13 protein-coding genes and 8 tRNA genes are annotated in these 17,307 nt (G+C 42.1%); 16 read left to right on the top strand and 5 right to left on the bottom strand.

Going from position 1 to position 17,307, the window contains the following annotated elements:
• The first annotated feature begins 23 nt into the window (after nucleotides 1-23).
• The 5 genes from FTT91_RS02025 to FTT91_RS02005 all read left to right on the top strand — a co-directional run bounded on the left by FTT91_RS02025 (nucleotide 24) and on the right by FTT91_RS02005 (nucleotide 8,260).
• Nucleotides 24-392: a PleD family two-component system response regulator gene (locus FTT91_RS02025; protein WP_180168871.1), complete on the top strand. Its 369-nt coding sequence runs from the start codon at nucleotides 24-26 to the stop codon at nucleotides 390-392.
• 3 nt (nucleotides 393-395) lie between these two features.
• A complete protein-coding gene (locus FTT91_RS02020; protein WP_004975527.1) occupies nucleotides 396-932 on the top strand; it encodes a chemotaxis protein CheW in 537 nt (178 codons plus the stop codon).
• Nucleotides 933-978: 46 nt separating this feature from the next.
• Nucleotides 979-3,054, top strand: a complete 2,076-nt coding sequence (locus FTT91_RS02015; protein ID WP_180168870.1) for a methyl-accepting chemotaxis protein — start codon at nucleotides 979-981, stop codon at nucleotides 3,052-3,054.
• Nucleotides 3,055-3,223: 169 nt separating this feature from the next.
• A complete protein-coding gene (locus FTT91_RS02010; RefSeq protein ID WP_180168869.1) occupies nucleotides 3,224-7,798 on the top strand; it encodes an Hpt domain-containing protein in 4,575 nt (1,524 codons plus the stop codon).
• A gap of 3 nt (nucleotides 7,799-7,801) precedes the next feature.
• Nucleotides 7,802-8,260, top strand: a complete 459-nt coding sequence (locus FTT91_RS02005) for a hypothetical protein (RefSeq protein ID WP_167846162.1) — start codon at nucleotides 7,802-7,804, stop codon at nucleotides 8,258-8,260.
• 83 nt (nucleotides 8,261-8,343) lie between these two features.
• Here the strand turns inward: FTT91_RS02005 and dapE are convergent, their stop codons facing one another.
• The 3 genes from dapE to FTT91_RS01990 all read right to left on the bottom strand — a co-directional run bounded on the left by dapE (nucleotide 8,344) and on the right by FTT91_RS01990 (nucleotide 10,771).
• Nucleotides 8,344-9,477 carry a succinyl-diaminopimelate desuccinylase gene (gene dapE, locus FTT91_RS02000; RefSeq protein WP_179988577.1) on the bottom strand — a complete coding sequence of 378 codons (1,134 nt, stop codon included), beginning with the start codon at nucleotides 9,475-9,477 and terminating at the stop codon, nucleotides 8,344-8,346.
• 142 nt (nucleotides 9,478-9,619) lie between these two features.
• The gene (locus tag FTT91_RS01995) at nucleotides 9,620-9,766 is read right to left on the bottom strand and encodes an entericidin A/B family lipoprotein (RefSeq protein WP_004968261.1); all 147 of its coding nucleotides are present in this window, start codon (nucleotides 9,764-9,766) and stop codon (nucleotides 9,620-9,622) included.
• Nucleotides 9,767-9,886: 120 nt separating this feature from the next.
• On the bottom strand, nucleotides 9,887-10,771 hold the full coding sequence (locus FTT91_RS01990) for a DUF1853 family protein (protein ID WP_178318184.1): 885 nt from the start codon (nucleotides 10,769-10,771) through the stop codon (nucleotides 9,887-9,889).
• Between the two features lie 87 nt (nucleotides 10,772-10,858).
• On the opposite strand from FTT91_RS01990, the gene FTT91_RS01985 reads away from it, so the two are divergent.
• From FTT91_RS01985 to FTT91_RS01935, 11 genes are all read left to right on the top strand, one after another.
• Complete coding sequence (locus tag FTT91_RS01985; protein ID WP_180168868.1) at nucleotides 10,859-11,239, top strand: YbaN family protein; 381 nt, start codon at nucleotides 10,859-10,861, stop codon at nucleotides 11,237-11,239.
• 9 nt (nucleotides 11,240-11,248) lie between these two features.
• The gene (gene elsL / locus FTT91_RS01980) at nucleotides 11,249-11,773 is read left to right on the top strand and encodes a cell wall-recycling L,D-carboxypeptidase ElsL (protein WP_004968267.1); all 525 of its coding nucleotides are present in this window, start codon (nucleotides 11,249-11,251) and stop codon (nucleotides 11,771-11,773) included.
• Between the two features lie 262 nt (nucleotides 11,774-12,035).
• A tRNA-Val gene (locus FTT91_RS01975) sits at nucleotides 12,036-12,111 on the top strand.
• Between the two features lie 26 nt (nucleotides 12,112-12,137).
• Nucleotides 12,138-12,214, top strand: a tRNA-Asp gene (locus tag FTT91_RS01970).
• A gap of 51 nt (nucleotides 12,215-12,265) precedes the next feature.
• A tRNA-Asp gene (locus FTT91_RS01965) sits at nucleotides 12,266-12,342 on the top strand.
• A 21-nt stretch (nucleotides 12,343-12,363) separates the two neighbouring features.
• Nucleotides 12,364-12,439 (top strand) — tRNA-Val (locus FTT91_RS01960).
• A gap of 14 nt (nucleotides 12,440-12,453) precedes the next feature.
• Nucleotides 12,454-12,530: transfer RNA gene (locus tag FTT91_RS01955), tRNA-Asp, on the top strand.
• Between the two features lie 101 nt (nucleotides 12,531-12,631).
• Nucleotides 12,632-12,707 (top strand) — tRNA-Val (locus FTT91_RS01950).
• A gap of 65 nt (nucleotides 12,708-12,772) precedes the next feature.
• Nucleotides 12,773-12,849: transfer RNA gene (locus FTT91_RS01945), tRNA-Asp, on the top strand.
• Between the two features lie 101 nt (nucleotides 12,850-12,950).
• A tRNA-Val gene (locus tag FTT91_RS01940) sits at nucleotides 12,951-13,026 on the top strand.
• Between the two features lie 94 nt (nucleotides 13,027-13,120).
• The gene (locus FTT91_RS01935) at nucleotides 13,121-13,582 is read left to right on the top strand and encodes a DUF2750 domain-containing protein (RefSeq protein WP_004977378.1); all 462 of its coding nucleotides are present in this window, start codon (nucleotides 13,121-13,123) and stop codon (nucleotides 13,580-13,582) included.
• 25 nt (nucleotides 13,583-13,607) lie between these two features.
• Here FTT91_RS01935 and FTT91_RS01930 read toward each other — a convergent pair whose 3' ends face one another.
• Together FTT91_RS01930 and FTT91_RS01925 are read right to left on the bottom strand one after the other, a co-directional pair.
• A complete protein-coding gene (locus tag FTT91_RS01930) occupies nucleotides 13,608-14,426 on the bottom strand; it encodes a YdcF family protein (RefSeq protein ID WP_180168867.1) in 819 nt (272 codons plus the stop codon).
• A 167-nt stretch (nucleotides 14,427-14,593) separates the two neighbouring features.
• On the bottom strand, nucleotides 14,594-17,203 hold the full coding sequence (locus FTT91_RS01925; protein ID WP_180168908.1) for a sulfite reductase flavoprotein subunit alpha: 2,610 nt from the start codon (nucleotides 17,201-17,203) through the stop codon (nucleotides 14,594-14,596).
• Nucleotides 17,204-17,307 lie beyond the last annotated feature (104 nt).

Here is a 17,307-nt window from a genome sequence, read left to right as displayed (position 1 = left end):
AGTTAGATTTATTGGGGAAAATAATGGCTCGTATTCTTATTGTAGATGATTCACCTACAGAAACATTCCGCTTCAGAGAAATCTTGACCAAGCATGGTTTTGAAGTCATTGAAGCAGCGAATGGTGCAGATGGCGTGACCATGGCGCAAGCTGAATTACCAGATTTAGTATTAATGGATGTGGTTATGCCAGGCGTGAATGGCTTTCAGGCAACACGTCAAATTTCGCGTGGTGATACCACCAAACACATTCCAATTGTAATTGTGAGTACCAAAGATCAGGCAACTGATCGTGTTTGGGGAAAACGCCAAGGTGCAAGCGATTACTTAACTAAGCCTGTTGACGAAAAACAATTAATTGATGCGATTAATCAACACCTTAATGCAGGATAAGCTATGGCTGCAAATGGTTTTATTGAATTGCTTCGGTTATCTAAACGTGGAAACAAAAACTACGTTAGTACCGAAAATGAGGTAAACCGCTGGTCAGGCATTGCTTTTGAGATGATGGGGCAATATTTCGTTGCTCCATTAGGAGAAGTTTCTGAGGTTATTTATCCACCGAAATATACGCCAGTGCCAAATACCCAACCTTGGGTAGTAGGTTTAGCGAATATTCGCGGAAGATTACTTTCAGTTTCAGATTTGGCACATTATGTTTCTGGGCAAAGCAGCCAATATTCACCTACTCAAAAAGTAATGTGTATTAGTCATAATGACCATTATGTCGGTTTAGTTGTAGATCAAGTTTTGGGTATACAGCACTTTAATAAGAAAAGTTTCTTTTCTAAACACAATGATTTAGATAGTAATTTACAAGAATATTGTCAGGGGTATTTTCACCAACATAACCAACAATGGCATGTTTTCTTATTTAGTCGTTTATTGCAAAACCCAAAATACATGAACGCATCTATAAAATTTATAAATTAACTGTCGCGCACCTAAAAAATGAAGGCGTCAATCGGGGAGAAGCTGCATGGGCTTTAAACTTAAAAAGAAAAATTCAGGCGAAGAAACTGTCCGTAAAGCAAGTGGTCCAGGTTTTTTTGCAAAATTACAGGCGCGAACAGAAGAGTTTGCGAGTGTATTTGGCGAAACAGAAAAATCTAAGCCACTTATTTTAGGCGCAGCTTTTTGTATCATCTTATCGCTTTTCCTGTTGTTATACCTTTTTTATAGCGTGCCGCGTAATAACGATTTTACCCGTAGTTTGGGTGATTTACGTCTGTTGTCACAAACCATTTCACGTCAAGCAACTGAAGCGACTGCATCAGGTACGCCTGAATCTATTAAAAACTTAACAGATTCACAAAAAGCCTTTGCTGCAAACTTAGAAACAGTGAAAGATATTCATGCCAGCACAGATACACTGCGTGAAGTGGAAACACAGTGGAAATCGGTTTCTGAAAATATTGATTTGATTGCTTCGCAACAAAAAATCATTAACCAACTCTATGACACCAACATTGCAATTGGTGAAACCATTCCGGGTATTCAGGCTGAATATAACTTGATGGTTGACCAAATGGCACGTCAAGACATGCCAAGTAGCCAGGTGGTTATTGCAAAGAACCAAGTATTCATTGCAGAACGTATTTTACGTTCAATCAGTTCTGTATTAACAGGTACAGACAGTTCACGTGAATCTGCAGATGACTTTAGTGCCGATACCGAAACGTTTGGTGCTTACTTGGCAGCACAGTTAAATGGTAGTGCGGAACTTGGTGTACAACGTATTACTCAAGAAGATTTACGTAGTTCATTAGAAGGCATTCAAGCAGAATATGAAGATGTATTGAAATCTGCTGCTGCAACGGTTTTAAGTAACTCAACACAAATTGTAAAAGTACGTCAGGCATCATCTTCTATTTTTGATCAGTCAGATAAGCTTTTAACCAATTTAAATAAATTGTCTAGCGGTTCAGGTTGGTCTATTGCAATTCCTGCAATTGGCTTAATTGCAGCATTACTTGCGTTCTTATTCTGTGTATTCAAACTCTTGAACTTACGTGGTGAAGCCGATAAAACTCGCGTGGTTCGTCTACAAGATGAATATGACCGTAACCAGAACGCGATTTTACGTTTACTTGATGAGATTGCCGACCTTGCGGATGGTGACTTACGTTCATACGCAACAGTATCGGAAGACTTCACGGGTGCCATTGCCGACTCGATTAACTTCGCAATTGACCAATTACGTGACCTTGTATCGCGTATTCACGAAACATCGCACGAAGTTGCACAATATACGGCAACCACACAGAACATTACCAACCAGCTTGCTGAAGCATCTGAGCATCAGGCGCAAGAAATTGCAGGTGCATCTGCCGCAATTAACGAAATGGCAATGTCAATTGACCAAGTATCTGCCAACGCTGAAGAATCAGCAGCGGTAGCAGAACGTTCAGTACATATTGCATCGAATGGTGCAGACGTTGTAAACCGTTCAATTGAAGGTATGGATATCATTCGTGAGCAGATTCAAGAAACCTCTAAGCGTATTAAGCGTTTGGGTGAATCTTCACAAGAGATTGGTAACATCGTTGCCTTGATTAACGATATTGCCGACCAAACTAACATTTTGGCATTAAACGCAGCAATTCAGGCGTCTATGGCGGGTGAAGCAGGTCGTGGTTTCGCAGTCGTAGCCGACGAGGTACAGCGTCTAGCGGAACGTTCAGCATCTGCAACTAAACAGATTGAAACACTGGTTAAAACCATTCAAACTGATACCAACGAAGCCGTAATTTCGATGGAACAAACCACATCGGAAGTTGTACGTGGTGCGAACTTATCTAAGGATGCGGGTGTTGCACTGGATGAAATTCAAACGGTATCAACCAACCTTGCGAAATTGATTTCTAACATTTCGGACGCTGCAAAACTTCAGTCTGCTTCTGCAGGTCACATTGCAACCACGATGAACGTTGTACAGGAAATTACCTCGCAAACGACCAGTGCAACTTTCGATACTGCACGTTCGGTATCTGAGTTGGCCAACATGGCAGAATCATTACGTGAATCTGTAACTGACTTTAAACTACCTGAATAAGCGGGATTCCAGCTTGAGGAAAGGTGTACCTATACACTGTTATGGGTACACCATCATTCAGAGATAAAGCATCGCAAAGATGAACTTAACTTTTGGGTTAGGGGCATTCAGGATGGTTACAATTAAGTTGAAGTGCCTTTTGGTGCTGAAAACGTAAGAAGCCTTAGCTATGAAAGAAATATTAAAAAATTTAGTCGAAACAATGACGCTTCCTGAAGATAGTTATCTTGAGCAAGATGCGGAAATTCTTGAAATTTTTGTCGAAGAAATTGAAGAAATCTTCGAAGAATTAAATCCATTATTTACAACTTGGTTTGCGAACCCAACAGATCAAGAAACTTTAGTAACTATTCGTCGTCACTTTCACACTTTAAAAGGCTCGGGTCGCATGGTGGGTGCGAAGTCTGCGGGCGAGTTGGCATGGACGGTTGAAGATACTTTAAACCGTGTGCTTTCGGGTGCGGTAACACTCAATACTGATATTCAAAAATACGCAAAAACTGTTTTAAATATTTATCAATACAAGCTTTATCCAATTTTTAAGCAAGTCGGTTTAATTGATCTTGATTTACGCCCATTGGTGCTTTTAGGACAACAATTACAGCAAAACCAAAGTCCTGAACCTGCACTGGAAGAGTTGCTAGTTCTAGCGGATCAACTGACTGCAACTGATATACTGACAGGGCTAGAATTGGCGGATGCTGCAGTTGAAACAGCAGCTGTCGCAGCAGTTGAATCATCTGAAGATGTAATGACTGCTGAAGAAATGCTGCATACAGAAGTTGAACAAGAAGCGGCTGCTGATGCGAGTCTATTGGCTGAAACTCTGGCTATTTTTGTAGAAGAAGCTGAAGAGCATTTAGCGACCATTGATCAGTTCTTGGCGCAAGATCAGATTCACTCACAAGACTATAATGGCTTAATCCGTGCTTTACATACACTGCGCGGCAGTTCGTCTATGGCGCAAATTGATCAAGTTTTTCAAGCTAGTTCTAAAGTTGAAAATTTGTTTAAAACGTTTGTACAAGATGAAATTGAATCTACATCTAAAGAAACTGCGCTGTTGGTGCAATATGCGGAATTTGTCCGTGATTATCTGCATGTACTTCGTCAAGGTCACTGTGATAGTTTAGATGTTATCTATGCAACTTTTAATAAAGCTTGGGATAGCTACGGCTTTAGCACCAGCGATACGGAAGACTCTAATCCTCAAGGTTTAGTATCGAAGCTAATCGAACTGAATATTGATCGTTTACTTGATGCCGAATTTGAATTTGATAAATTGGCGCAAGCGCAATTCCCAAGCTATTTAGAAGAACTCAGCGCACAAGCGCAATTGTTGGTAGAGCATACCGATAACCGTGCGTCTGTGGGTATCCATCAATTTACTGAAGAACTTAAAGCCGCTTACGACAGTGTTTTAGCCAAGCCAATCTTGCTTAACTCTGAATATGGTTATGAGTTATTTGCACAGGCGCACCAAGAGTTTATTCATTTATTCGATACCTTGGCTGCGGGACAGCGTGTTACGGTTACAGAAGACATTCAGAAAACCTTAAATGACTTAACTGCATTTGTGCAGCAAGACATTGATGCAATTGCACTTGAAGATGCTGAAACATCAGTGAGCGACAATGCTGTAGAAACAACAGTTGTTGCAGAACCTGAAGCGGTGCCTGCTGCAGTTACTGGCGAAAATTCGGGCACAGTGAATTTGGCGCAATTGTCACAACGTATTGCATCAGATCAACAAAACATGCATGCTGATGATGCCAACAAAGACTTCGATCCTGACTTGCTGGATATCTTCTTGGAAGAAGCAGAAGAGCTTTTGGTGGGTATGGATGAAGATGTCAATACTTGGTCAAAAGACGCCAGCGATACTTCGGCGTTAAATAACTTAATGCGTTATTTGCACACTTTAAAAGGTGGTGCAAATATGATTTCTGCGACGCATATTGGTTTAATTGCACACAACCTTGAGTCGATTTACGAGCGTATCATTAACAACCAAATTGTTGTTTCACCTGCGTTAATTCAAATTATTCGTTTGGTGCAAGATGATATTGCAGACCGTATTCAGACCATTCGTGATGAGCGTGTGGACTATGCTGCGCCAGAGTCGATTGCAATTTTAGGCAACATTGTTAGCTTGGCACAAGGCGATGCAGATGTGTCAGTTGCAAGTGCGACAACCGCAGCGCAGCCTAAACAGACTATTGAGGCAGTAGAAGAGGTTGATGCACAGCCTGAGTTGGCGGTAAAAGCGTTGCAAGATACAACTGCAGATTTAGCTGAAGATGACGCAGTTATTGCTGATGATGCACATCTTGAAGACACCGCTGCTGCGGCATTTGAACCGATCACAGAAACTGCAAGTCTTGAAGCAAGTGCTGAATCTGAAGATGAGCAATTACATTCAATTGTGGTTGAGACTTTCAGAGAAGAAGCGGAAGAAATTTTGGATGCTGCAGATCAGCGCTTGAAACAATGGTTTGAGCAGCGTAGTGACCGAAGTATCTTGCTTCAATTACAACGTGCGGCGCACAGCTTAAAAGGCGGTGCACGTATGGCTGAAATTGAGTCTGTTGCGCAAATCGCCTATCAACTTGAAAGTGCCTTTGAACAGTTTGCTGTGCATCAATTTAACTCAAATGTTTATGATGCTTTATTGCAAACCACGTTGGCGTGGTTGCGTGATGCAATCTTCAAAGCAGATTACAGCAATTATGACAGCTTAAAATCTAGCTTGTCGGCGATGCAGTTTGTAGATGTATCTGCGCAATTGCCCGAGCGTTTAACGCATACCGACTTGTTATCGCCAAGCCGTAGTTATGAGTTTGTTCAGGGTGATGGTACAGAGCCACCTGCAATGTCGGGTGAGTGGGGCGAAACCACACAGCTGGATAATAGCAATGAGATGATTCGTATCTCTGCCGATTTAGTCGAGAAGATGATTGACTTGTCAGGCGAGAACTCGATTAACCGTTCACGTATTGAAATGGAGCTTGGGCAACTGGGCGGTACGTTGAATGAGATGGAATTGGCGATTAAACGTCTTGCCGATCAGTTACGTCGAATGGAAGGCGAGCTGGAATCGCAAATTATTGCCAAGCACGGTTCTGAAAACTCACGTTATGCAGACTTTGACCCATTAGAGATGGATCAATATTCATCGTTGAATCAGTTGTCTAAATCTCTGGCGGAATCTGCATCGGACTTGGTGGACTTTAAGAGCACCTTGGCTGAAAAAATTCGTGATGCTGAAGGTTTGTTATTACAACAATCACGTATTCAGGCCGAAATTCAAGAAAGCTTGATGCGCACACGCCTTGTACCATTCTCACGTTTATTGCCACGTTTACAACGTATTGTGCGTCAGACTTCATCGACCTTAAACCGTCCAACAGAATTGGTGGTTTATAACACTGAAGGTGAATTAGACCGTACCATTCTAGAGCGTTTGGTGACACCGTTTGAACACATGCTGCGTAATGCGGTCGACCATGGTATTGAAGACCCTGCACAACGTGCTGCAGCCAATAAACCTGAAGTTGGTAAAATTGAACTGAACATTACTCGCCAAGGCACAGATGTTATGGTGACTTTTGTGGATGATGGTAAGGGTATTGATGATGCCAAGATTAAAGAAAAAGCATTGAGCTTAGGTTTAATCAAAGCCGATCAGAATTTAGATAAAAATGAAATTCTGCAATACATTTTCCACCCAGGCTTTACAACAGCGCAATCAGTTACACAAATTTCAGGTCGTGGTGTTGGTTTAGATGTGGTGCAAAGTGAAATTAAGGCACTTGGTGGTCACGTTTCTGTAGATTCAACTTTAGGTCAAGGCACAACCTTTAGTATTCGTGTACCAACGACAGTTGCTGTATCCGATGCCTTAATGGTTAAAGTTGGCGATCAACAATTTGCTGTACCGTTGGCGCAAATTGACCGTATTGTACGTATTGCACCAACTACCTTGGAATCTTACTTCAATAGCAATGAAGATTTCTTCCAAATTGATAACCAGAACTACAAGTTGCGTTACTTATCTGAGTTCGTTGGCAATCAGCCATTACCGCGTTTAAGCCATGTGGGTCATTCACTACCTGTCTTGTTAATTAAAGGCAGTACAGGTCAAACCATTGCCTTGCTAGTCGATCAATTGATTGGTTCACGTGGTCAAATTGTTGTGAAACCAATTGGACAACAGTTCTCAAGTATTGGTGCAATTGCAGGCGCAACCATTTTGGGTGATGGTCAAGTTTGTTTGATTTTGGATGGTCAGAACATTGCCCGTCAAATTCTTGCAACGCAACGTACCAAACAAGCCAGCGATCAACGTGATAGCCAACGTCGTGATACGCGCCGCTTAATTATGATCGTGGATGACTCAGTCACCGTACGTAAAGTAACTTCACGTCTGCTTGAGCGTCAAGGTTATGATATCGTGACTGCTAAAGATGGTGTCGATGCCATGGAGCAGCTTGAAAACGTCAAACCTGACTTGATGTTACTGGATATTGAAATGCCACGTATGGATGGTTTTGAGGTGACTAACCTTGTGCGCCACCACGACATGCATAGCAATCTGCCGATCATCATGATTACGTCACGTACAGGTGAAAAACACCGCGAACGAGCGTTTAGCTTAGGTGTGACGCATTACATGGGGAAACCGTTCCAAGAGGCAGAATTGCTTGCCAATATTGAACAATTATTAGCAGTCAGTCAGGGGTAAACGATGAGTCAGACGAATAGTCCAAATTTACTCGGGCAAATCAGTCAGCAAGAGCTGCAACATTTAATTACCGTATCTACTGGTTTTATTGATGCTTATATTGTTGAATGTCATGGTAAACAACCGATGCTGATACCTCAAAATATTGTGTTGTCAGCGCTGGATAACGCCACTCAAGTTAAAACTGTGGAATGGCACGAATCGCAATTGCCTGTTTATGCAGTCAATGACCCAGAGAAAAAAATGGGCGTGGCACTGGTCATTGAAGGTGATGAAATGGAGCAGCGTTTTGCTTTGATGTGCAATGAAATGCCTAAAACACTGCGCTTGCGTATTTCTGAAGTAGTGGATGATGACCAACAAACCACGACTGATCCTGCGGTATTCCAATATGTCCGTATGGGTGAGCAGGTCTTTCATGTACCAAATTTACAATACATTCAAGAAAACTTGACGGCTTAAACGCAATTTTTCTCCGTTGTAAAATAGAAAAGGAACTCAAAATGGAGTTCCTTTTCTGCTTCATGCAACTAATCTTATAGGGTTTAAGTCAATAACCCTTCCAAAATCTGTTCATAAATTTCTGCCAATGGCTCTAAATCAGCCACATCAACATGCTCGTTAATTTGGTGAATGGTGGCATTGAGTACGCCTAATTCCAACACTTGCGCACCTGTTGGCGCAATAAAGCGACCATCAGATGTACCGCCACTGGTCGATAATTCTGTTTCAACACCTGTGACATTGCGAATGGCTTGACGTGCAGCATTAACCAATTCACCTACAGGGGTTAAAAATGGCAAACCTGAAAGCGTCCACTCGATTTCATAATCCACTTGATGGCGATCTAAAATTTCCAAGACACGTGCTTTTAGCTCATCTGCAGTCACTTCAGTCGAATAACGGAAGTTAAAGGTCACCGTCATATTGCCAGGGACAACATTGGTCGCGCCTGTTCCTGCTTGAATATTTGAAATTTGAAATGAGGTGGCAGGGAAGTATTCATTGCCATGATCCCACACCGTTTCACAAAGTTCCGAAATCGCTTTAGACGCGGTATGAATCGGGTTAATTGCCAAGTGTGGATAAGCCACATGACCTTGTTTACCCTTTACCGTTAAGACACCATTAAGCGAACCGCGACGCCCATTTTTAATAATATCGCCTAATTTATGGGTACTTGAAGGTTCACCCACCAAACACCAAGTCATTTTTTCATGACGTGCTTCCAACGTTTCTACAACTTTTACGGTGCCGTTAATGGATGGGCCTTCTTCATCTGAGGTGATTAAAAAGGCAATTGAGCCTTTGTGGTCAGGATGTTTGGCGACAAAGCGTTCAGAGGCAACGACCATGGCTGCCAATGCTGTTTTCATGTCGGCACTGCCACGACCATAAAGTTTGCCATCACGAATTTCAGGTACAAATGGATCGGTATTCCATGCGTCTAAATTGCCTGTCGGTACAACATCTGTATGACCTGCAAAGCAAAAGACTGGTGCTTCCGTACCTTTACGCGCCCAGAGGTTATCTACATCGTCAAAACGCATAGATTCAATCTTAAATCCAATTTTTTCTAAGCGTTCTGCCATGAGGTTTTGACAGTTGTGATCGACAGGAGTGACAGACGGTTGGCGTAAAAGCTGAAGGCTTAAATCCAGAGTAGCAGAAGAGGTCATGAGAGTTTCAGACGTTTATCAAGAGTAAGTGCTAATAATAGGGGAATAATGCAACAAAAGTGAAATTTTAGCGTGAAAAAAACCTTGTCCGAGAACAAGGTTTTTTGTGGTTTTTGTGAAGATATTCGTGAAATACTCAGAATTATTTGCGAATTTCTTGTTGGGTTTTTTCAGCAGTGTTACTCACCGCATGACCTGCAGAAGATACGTCTTCGCCCACGCCTTTAATTGTATTACAACCCGTTAAAACAAAGGTTAATAGCAGTGAAGTCACTAGAATTTTTTTCATGATCATCTCCAATATGCTCTAGATAGATTATTTTGATGTGTTTTTTAGCTTAGGAAATAAACAGAATAATAAATAGGCAACTTTTATGGTGCTTACGTAATAAAATGTTGAAACAGTTATTCAGCGTGTTAAAGGGGGATAGCTAATCAGCGGTGCAGCGCGATACATATAAAATTGTGAATGTGCCTCTTGATAATACAAACCATCGCCCCACCATTGATTCGGTAGGCTACTGGCTTGAGCATTTTGACAAATCCATTCATGACGTTGTAGGCGATAAAACCGTTCTGCTTGGGCAGGAATATCACTCCCCCAAAGACCTAAACGACGAGCGCGATTAACCCAGTGTGGCGTAAGTGTTGTAGATGATTGTGCCAAGTGATGTATGGCGAAATACAATTGTCCTTTGAGTACAGCAAAACGGCGTTGAATCGGCACATCCAAGGCTTGCTTAAATTGAAATTGCTTTTGACTAAAATGATTCAGTTTACGCGCCAAAGTATCGGAGCGGTTTAAACCATACCAGTGTGCCAAAGAGCAATCCGCTTCGGCTAAATAGTATTTTAATGCGACTTCCCAATGTTCAACCTGCTGTGTGTCATGGTTGTGCAGTAAAAAATCCAGTTCACCCACAGTTTTAGCGCCATCAATAATTTGAATACTGTGTCCCAATAATTCGAAGGGATGATAATCACGATCACGCAGCCAAAACCACATCAACATTTCAAAGCGTAAGCCTAAACGGGTACTTTTCAGTTGATTTAAAAAATCGTACACCGCTTCGGGATGTGAATCTAAATAGGCTAAACGTGATTGATAAGCGTGATAATGCTGCTGCCAAAAAGTATCTGAATGGAATTCAAAAGCATGTTGAATGGGCAATTGCTCAGGCACAGCACATAAAATATTCGGACTTGCCACACTAAAAGCCAACTGACGGATGAGTGGGGTTTTGTAGGTCAGCCATACTTCGGGCAGAAGTTCGGGTTGATACAACTCAATCATTATGAATCCATGCTGAAAAATGCAGAATTACAACGGAAAATTAAAAAACGCTTTATACTACCGCAATTCGTAGTTTAGGACAGTGGTATGCAAAGCTTGTTATGGCGAAGTTTAGTGGTGATCTTTGTCATCCTCGGCTTTATTGGTGCATTGTTGCCGGGTATGCCTACTACTGTTTTCTTGATTTTAGCAGCTTGGGCATCGTCACGCGGTTGGCCGCAAATGGACAACTGGTTACTGAATCATCCTAAATATGGCAGTACACTCAGAGATTGGCGTGCCAATGGTACTGTACCGCTTAAAGCCAAATGGTTTGCAACGATCATGATGAGTATTAGTGCCGTGATCATGCTGTTTACAACTGCGCCCGTTGCGGTCAAAATTTTTACCAATACCACCATGTTGGTGGTGTGTATTTGGTTGTGGTTACGTCCTGAGCCACAGCCGCCCACGCAAGAAGAAGAATAGGGTAGCGCAATGTCTTTTTTATACACACAAGCAGATATTTTGATTGATTTAGCCGAGCAAACTTTATATTTGCCGAAGCATCAGAAACTCTACGTCATCTCGAGTGGTGTGAATGGCATTGGTGAAACTGAAAATAGTGGTAAAACACCACGTGGCTGGCATGAAGTCGCTTTAAAGTTTGGTGAAAATGAACCTGAAAATGCAGTGTTCATTGCACGTCAACCGACAGGGGAAATTTACAATTTAGATTTAGCTGAACAATTTCCTGAACGAGACTGGATTTTAAGCCGCATTTTATGGCTCAGTGGTTTGCAAGAAGGTTTTAATCAAGGCATCGGCTGCGATACTTTTCAGCGTTATATTTATATACATGGCACACCAGATACAGAGCCGATGGGAATTCCTGCATCGCATGGCTGTATTCGGATGCGTAACCACGATATTTTAGAATTGTATGAACTGATTCCAGAAAAAGCCTTGGTTTATATTTCTGAACACAAGCTAGATTTAAATAGCTTAGGTTTGCTTGGTTGATGGTGCGAGTCAATTGAATAAAGTTGTATCTATCACAACATAAAAAACCAACATATTGAGCAGATAGATTGCAGAGCTAACAAGTTGAAAAGCACATTAATTTTGCTTGAAAACTAAAATAACTTGCAGAATTTGTTTGTTTTTATAGCGGATCACCTATTTTTTAATCACTCAGTCACAAAAAACTGAAAACAAGCCGAAAAGCGTTTGACAGGCGGTAAAGATTCTCTATAATGCACCTCACAAACGATAAAGACGTTAAGGGCGCTTAGCTCAGTTGGTAGAGCGTCTGCCTTACAAGCAGAATGTCGGCGGTTCGATCCCGTCAGCGCCCACCAAGCCTTTACGTTATAGATTCTTACGTGCAGCGGTAGTTCAGTTGGTTAGAATACCGGCCTGTCACGCCGGGGGTCGCGGGTTCGAGCCCCGTCCGCTGCGCCACTTAAGATTCTTTAACCATTGTTTGTACCACAATAGTGACTTTGTGTAAGTGCAGCGGTAGTTCAGTTGGTTAGAATACCGGCCTGTCACGCCGGGGGTCGCGGGTTCGAGCCCCGTCCGCTGCGCCATTTACATAAAATTGCTTTTGAGGGCGCTTAGCTCAGTTGGTAGAGCGTCTGCCTTACAAGCAGAATGTCGGCGGTTCGATCCCGTCAGCGCCCACCAGATTCTTTTGCGATGCAGCGGTAGTTCAGTTGGTTAGAATACCGGCCTGTCACGCCGGGGGTCGCGGGTTCGAGCCCCGTCCGCTGCGCCATTCAAAAGAAAAGTTTAGGTTGCCTGATAGACTTAAACTGAAATGATGCAAAGTTTGACAGTTTTGCAAAATCAGAACAAAATATTGTTTTGATCTTATCAGGGCGCTTAGCTCAGTTGGTAGAGCGTCTGCCTTACAAGCAGAATGTCGGCGGTTCGATCCCGTCAGCGCCCACCATATTTTAGTATCTATGCTTGTCATATATACAAAAAAGACCTTAATTGCTTAACGCAATTACCGTTGCAGCGGTAGTTCAGTTGGTTAGAATACCGGCCTGTCACGCCGGGGGTCGCGGGTTCGAGCCCCGTCCGCTGCGCCATTTTTCATTCCCTGATGTGAAAAATGTATTTCAAAGTTCAAGACGACGTGCTTCGCTTGTCTTGCATCATAAAAAATAACGATGTTATTTTTTAATATTCAGGGCGCTTAGCTCAGTTGGTAGAGCGTCTGCCTTACAAGCAGAATGTCGGCGGTTCGATCCCGTCAGCGCCCACCATATCCTTTCATCCTCCTTTATCTTATATTTCTTGCGTATTGCACTAAATTCGCCTAGAATTTTTATTTAATAATAATACTAATATCCGTGACTTATGCGAAATCCTTATCAACGTAAAGCTGCATCTAAGCAAGCAACGCAAACTTATAATGCACAAGATATTTACAAGCAATTTATTGAAACCATTGTGTCTCAGGGGCATGTTTTTGCATTGTATGAAGATGGCTGGGCGCTCTGTGCCACGCCTACAGGGCAACGTGCTTTTGCAATGTGGCAAAATAAAAGTCTGGCAAAACTGTTAATTAAAGACAATTGGGCCAATTATCAAGTTGAAGAAATTTCACTGAAAGATTTTATTGAAAAAGTGATTCCATTTTTACGTCAGGAAGCCACCAATATTTCGATGAATCTAAGCCCAGAAGGGCAGAATGTATTGGTTGCCCCTGAAAAGTTATTGCTTGATCTAAAAAATTATTTGTATCAGGTGTATATGCAAAAACCTGAATTTTTTAAAGATATGCAAATTCCTTTACCACGCTCGATACGTTTGAATTAAGCGATCTGCTTGCTAGATTTTATTTTTAATACTCATTCAGCAGCCAACCACTGATATAAGCAAAATACTCGCGTAACCATGCGTTATAGCGGGTATAGAGTGGTGTCGTTGCACTGAGCATGCTGAACTGTGTGTATCCTTGTCGTTTGGCAATGGCTGCTGCACGTGGTGTGTGAAAGTCGCTGGTGACAATTATAATCGGTTGGGTTTTATCTGTGCCTAATGTATGCAGCAAGGGCTGACTGTTTTTCAAATTAAGTGCCGTACTGGTGCTTTGGGTTTCCAAGATAATGTGTGATGCTGCAATTGCATAACGTTGTTGCAAATAATTAGACATCACCTGTGCTTCAGTGAGTTGTTCCGCAAATGCAGGGCCACCACTAACAATGAAATAACTTTGAGGATGCGCTAAGGCATACGCGGCTGCAGTATCCAGTCGTTTGGCGAGCGTGGGCGATGGTTGTCCATTTTCAATGCCACTGCCGAGTACAATCACCACTTTAGCATTGTTGGTTACAGTATTTTGCTGCTGTGTACTGAAATGAATATAAGTAAAAAAGATCAGCAGGCTGATGCACCACAGCCAAAATACGCCCCAACCGAATTTCCACAGCCAATCTAAGCGTGTATGTTGTTTTAAGTAGCTTTGAATCCAAGTATAGAAAATGGCATAACACAGCAGCATCGTGCCTATTAAAACAGGTAAAATGGTGCCGAAATGAATTTTCTTTAAGCTGATGAGATAGGCACCATCCAATACTAAAATTAGCCCAATTAGGCTACTGAATACTCTTTTGAATAGATTAGGTTGTGTTTGTACGTGACTTGCTTGCATGCCTTGCATAATTTTATTGCACTGTGATGCTGTACAAACAGTATAGCCGAAGCTGCTGAAAAATTTTGCCTCAACTGAATTATGTTTCGGCTGAGGCTATGGATAAAACTTGGGTGAATTGCCAAGTTTTAGCTATAGAGCTACAGCGCAAGCCATTTAAAAAGTGTCAACAAATCCTAATACACATCTCGGCGATAACGTCCTTGCTGACGTAATTGTTCCAGTTGAGTCTCACCCAAAATATCTTTTAAGGCTTGGTCGACATCACTGGCCATGCCTTGAATGCTACCGCAGACATAAATCACGGCATTTTGTTCAATCCAGCGTTTTAATTCTTCAGCCTGTTCGCGTAACTTATGGTGTACATAGACTTTTTCTGCTTGATCACGGGAAAAGGCCAAATCAAGGCGTTGTAGCATACCTGTGCTTTGCCAAGCCTCGATGGTGTGCTGATAAAAGTAATCGTGCGCTTGCTGACGTTCACCAAAAAACAACCAGTTTTGGGTGTAATTCAGGCGGGTACGTGCATGCAATAAGCTCATTAATCCTGCAAGCCCTGTACCGTTGCCAATACAAATAATTGGGCGGTCATCATCAATTAAATGGAAAGATGGATTATTGCGAATGCGTAATGCGATATTTTGCCCAAGTGCAGCATGTGCAGTTAACCAACCTGAAGCTAAGCCAAGCTCGCCTTGAGCATCGAATTTTTGACGCACCACAAGTCTTAAAACCTGTTGTGAAGGAATACTGGCAATTGAATATTCACGACTAGGCAAGGGTGAAAGTTGTGCCAATAATTCATCCGCAGTTTTAAATGTCTGAATTGGCGCGGTGAGGTCTTTATCTGCCAAAGCCTGTACTAAGGTTTGCTGACCATCAGCAAGAATTGTATTGGCATCGAGTTGATGCTGTTTTAAAAAGGCGTGAATCCGTGCAGTGCTGTTTTCAGGCTGAATTTCTGCAATATCACCTGCAGACCAATGCACATCATGTTGTGCTAACAGTGCAATATTGAAGGCGGGTGCGCCTAAACTGTTGGGATTTAGCAAGTCACGTTGCTGTAAGGTCCATGTATCAAAAGTTTTTTCGATATGCATACTTGGTAAGTCAAGTTGTGTGACCTGTACCAAAGCCTGATTCCAACGCTGTATGTCTGCAGGATTGGCATTATTTACTTCAATGGTATTGAACAAGGCATGTGCTTGATTACGTTGCAGCCATGCAGCAATCGTATGTCCAAAACGGCAGTAATGATCTGCATAATCACGTGAACCTAAAGCCAGTACTGCATAACGCAAATGACTCAGGTCACAGGTTTGCGGTAGGATTTTTTTCACAAAACTTGAGGTCAAATCGGGTGCATCACCTGTGCCATAGGTGCTGGCAATACATAACAGTTGGGTGGTGTTTTTAAGGTCTTCAAGGCTGAGATGTTGCAGAGCTTTGACTGTGACAGGCTGATGTGCTTCTTGCAGACTAGTAGCGGTGCGCCATGCCAATTGTTCGGCAGTACCTGTTTGGCTGGCATAGACAATGAGCCAGTGTGCAGCATTTGGGTCGATCTGAAATTGAGTCTGGTTTTGACGTGCAGCAAGAGTCAAACGCTTTTGTTTACGACGTTTTAAATACAGCATCCAACCTGTGACGAAAAACAGCGGCATCATCAATGCAGAAAGCATGGCTAAAAATTGATAAACAGGCCCAAAGAAACTACCGCGATGCACAGGCAACATGCTGCTCATGATTTTTTCATTGAGTTTCTTGTCTGCATAGAGCTGTAATGCAGTGATCTCGGTATTTTGATAATTAAAGGTAGCCGTGTTGCGTGCACGTTCATGCTGTGGAATGGCATCGACAAAAGTGATGTCAATTTCCGTATTGGCTTGTTTGGGCACATTGAAGGTAATGCTTGAATAATCACGTCCTAATTGTTGCGGGAAGTGATGCCACGCTTGATTTAAGGCAAGTTGGATTTGAGCAGCATCTATATTATTTTTCGGTTTTTTATTTTCTGATGATTTCTGCTCTATAGAAGGAGTACTCGATGCTGCATTAAGCTGAGTTGGATCCGAGGCATTCGCACGAGGTTGAGCTTGTTGCTGAGGCTGTGGTCGTTCCACCCCTAGAACTTTGTACATGCCACCACGCCACCAATCATAAGACCAAAACAGTCCAGTACAGGCTAAAATCAGATAAAAAATGATGACCCATGTGCCTACAACAGCATGTAAGTCCCAAATAAAATTGCGCCCTTTAAGTTGGGGTTTAATTGCGAACCATTGTTTGAATGAATGACGTTTTGGCCAGCGTAAATAAATGCCACTTAACACAAAGAAAATCAGAATAAGCGTACATGCGCCTGTGATTTGTTTACCGACTGGCCCAACGGTTAAATTGCGGTGTAATTGCTGAATAAACTGAAAAAATTCGCGTCCTTTAACTTTTGGAAGTTCTTCTGCCGAATAGGGATTGATGAGAATATTTTGCCCGCGTTTTGAACCTTCTTTGGCAATATTAATGCTTGAGGAGGCCGCAGGGTCTTTGGCAATGCTAATGCTATTGATTTTATAATCGGGTTGTACTTGCTGAAAATGTGTATAGATTTCTGCAGGGCTTAGTTTGGCTTTCTGCTCAACTTGTACCTGATAACTGTTCGGATTCATCCATTTTAGAATTTCTTGTTCGTAGGAATAAATCGCACCTGTCACGCCCATGAGTGACAAGATCAGTCCTGCAGTAATACCAAGGAACCAGTGAATTTGGAAAAAGGCTTTCTTCAGCATAAGCGTTGGTTGTTGAGTATGAATTGTGATGCAGAATAATGCAGAGATGAAGTTAATGCAAATGCTATTTATTCTCATTATCGTTCATTGTTTTAATTTTAAGC

It is taken from the genome of Acinetobacter sp. YH12021 (assembly GCF_013420145.1).
In the GTDB taxonomy this organism is placed as follows: domain Bacteria; phylum Pseudomonadota; class Gammaproteobacteria; order Pseudomonadales; family Moraxellaceae; genus Acinetobacter; species Acinetobacter towneri.
The sequence above is the reverse complement of the archived record's forward strand: the minus strand, read 5'-3'. Positions and strand labels throughout refer to the sequence as shown.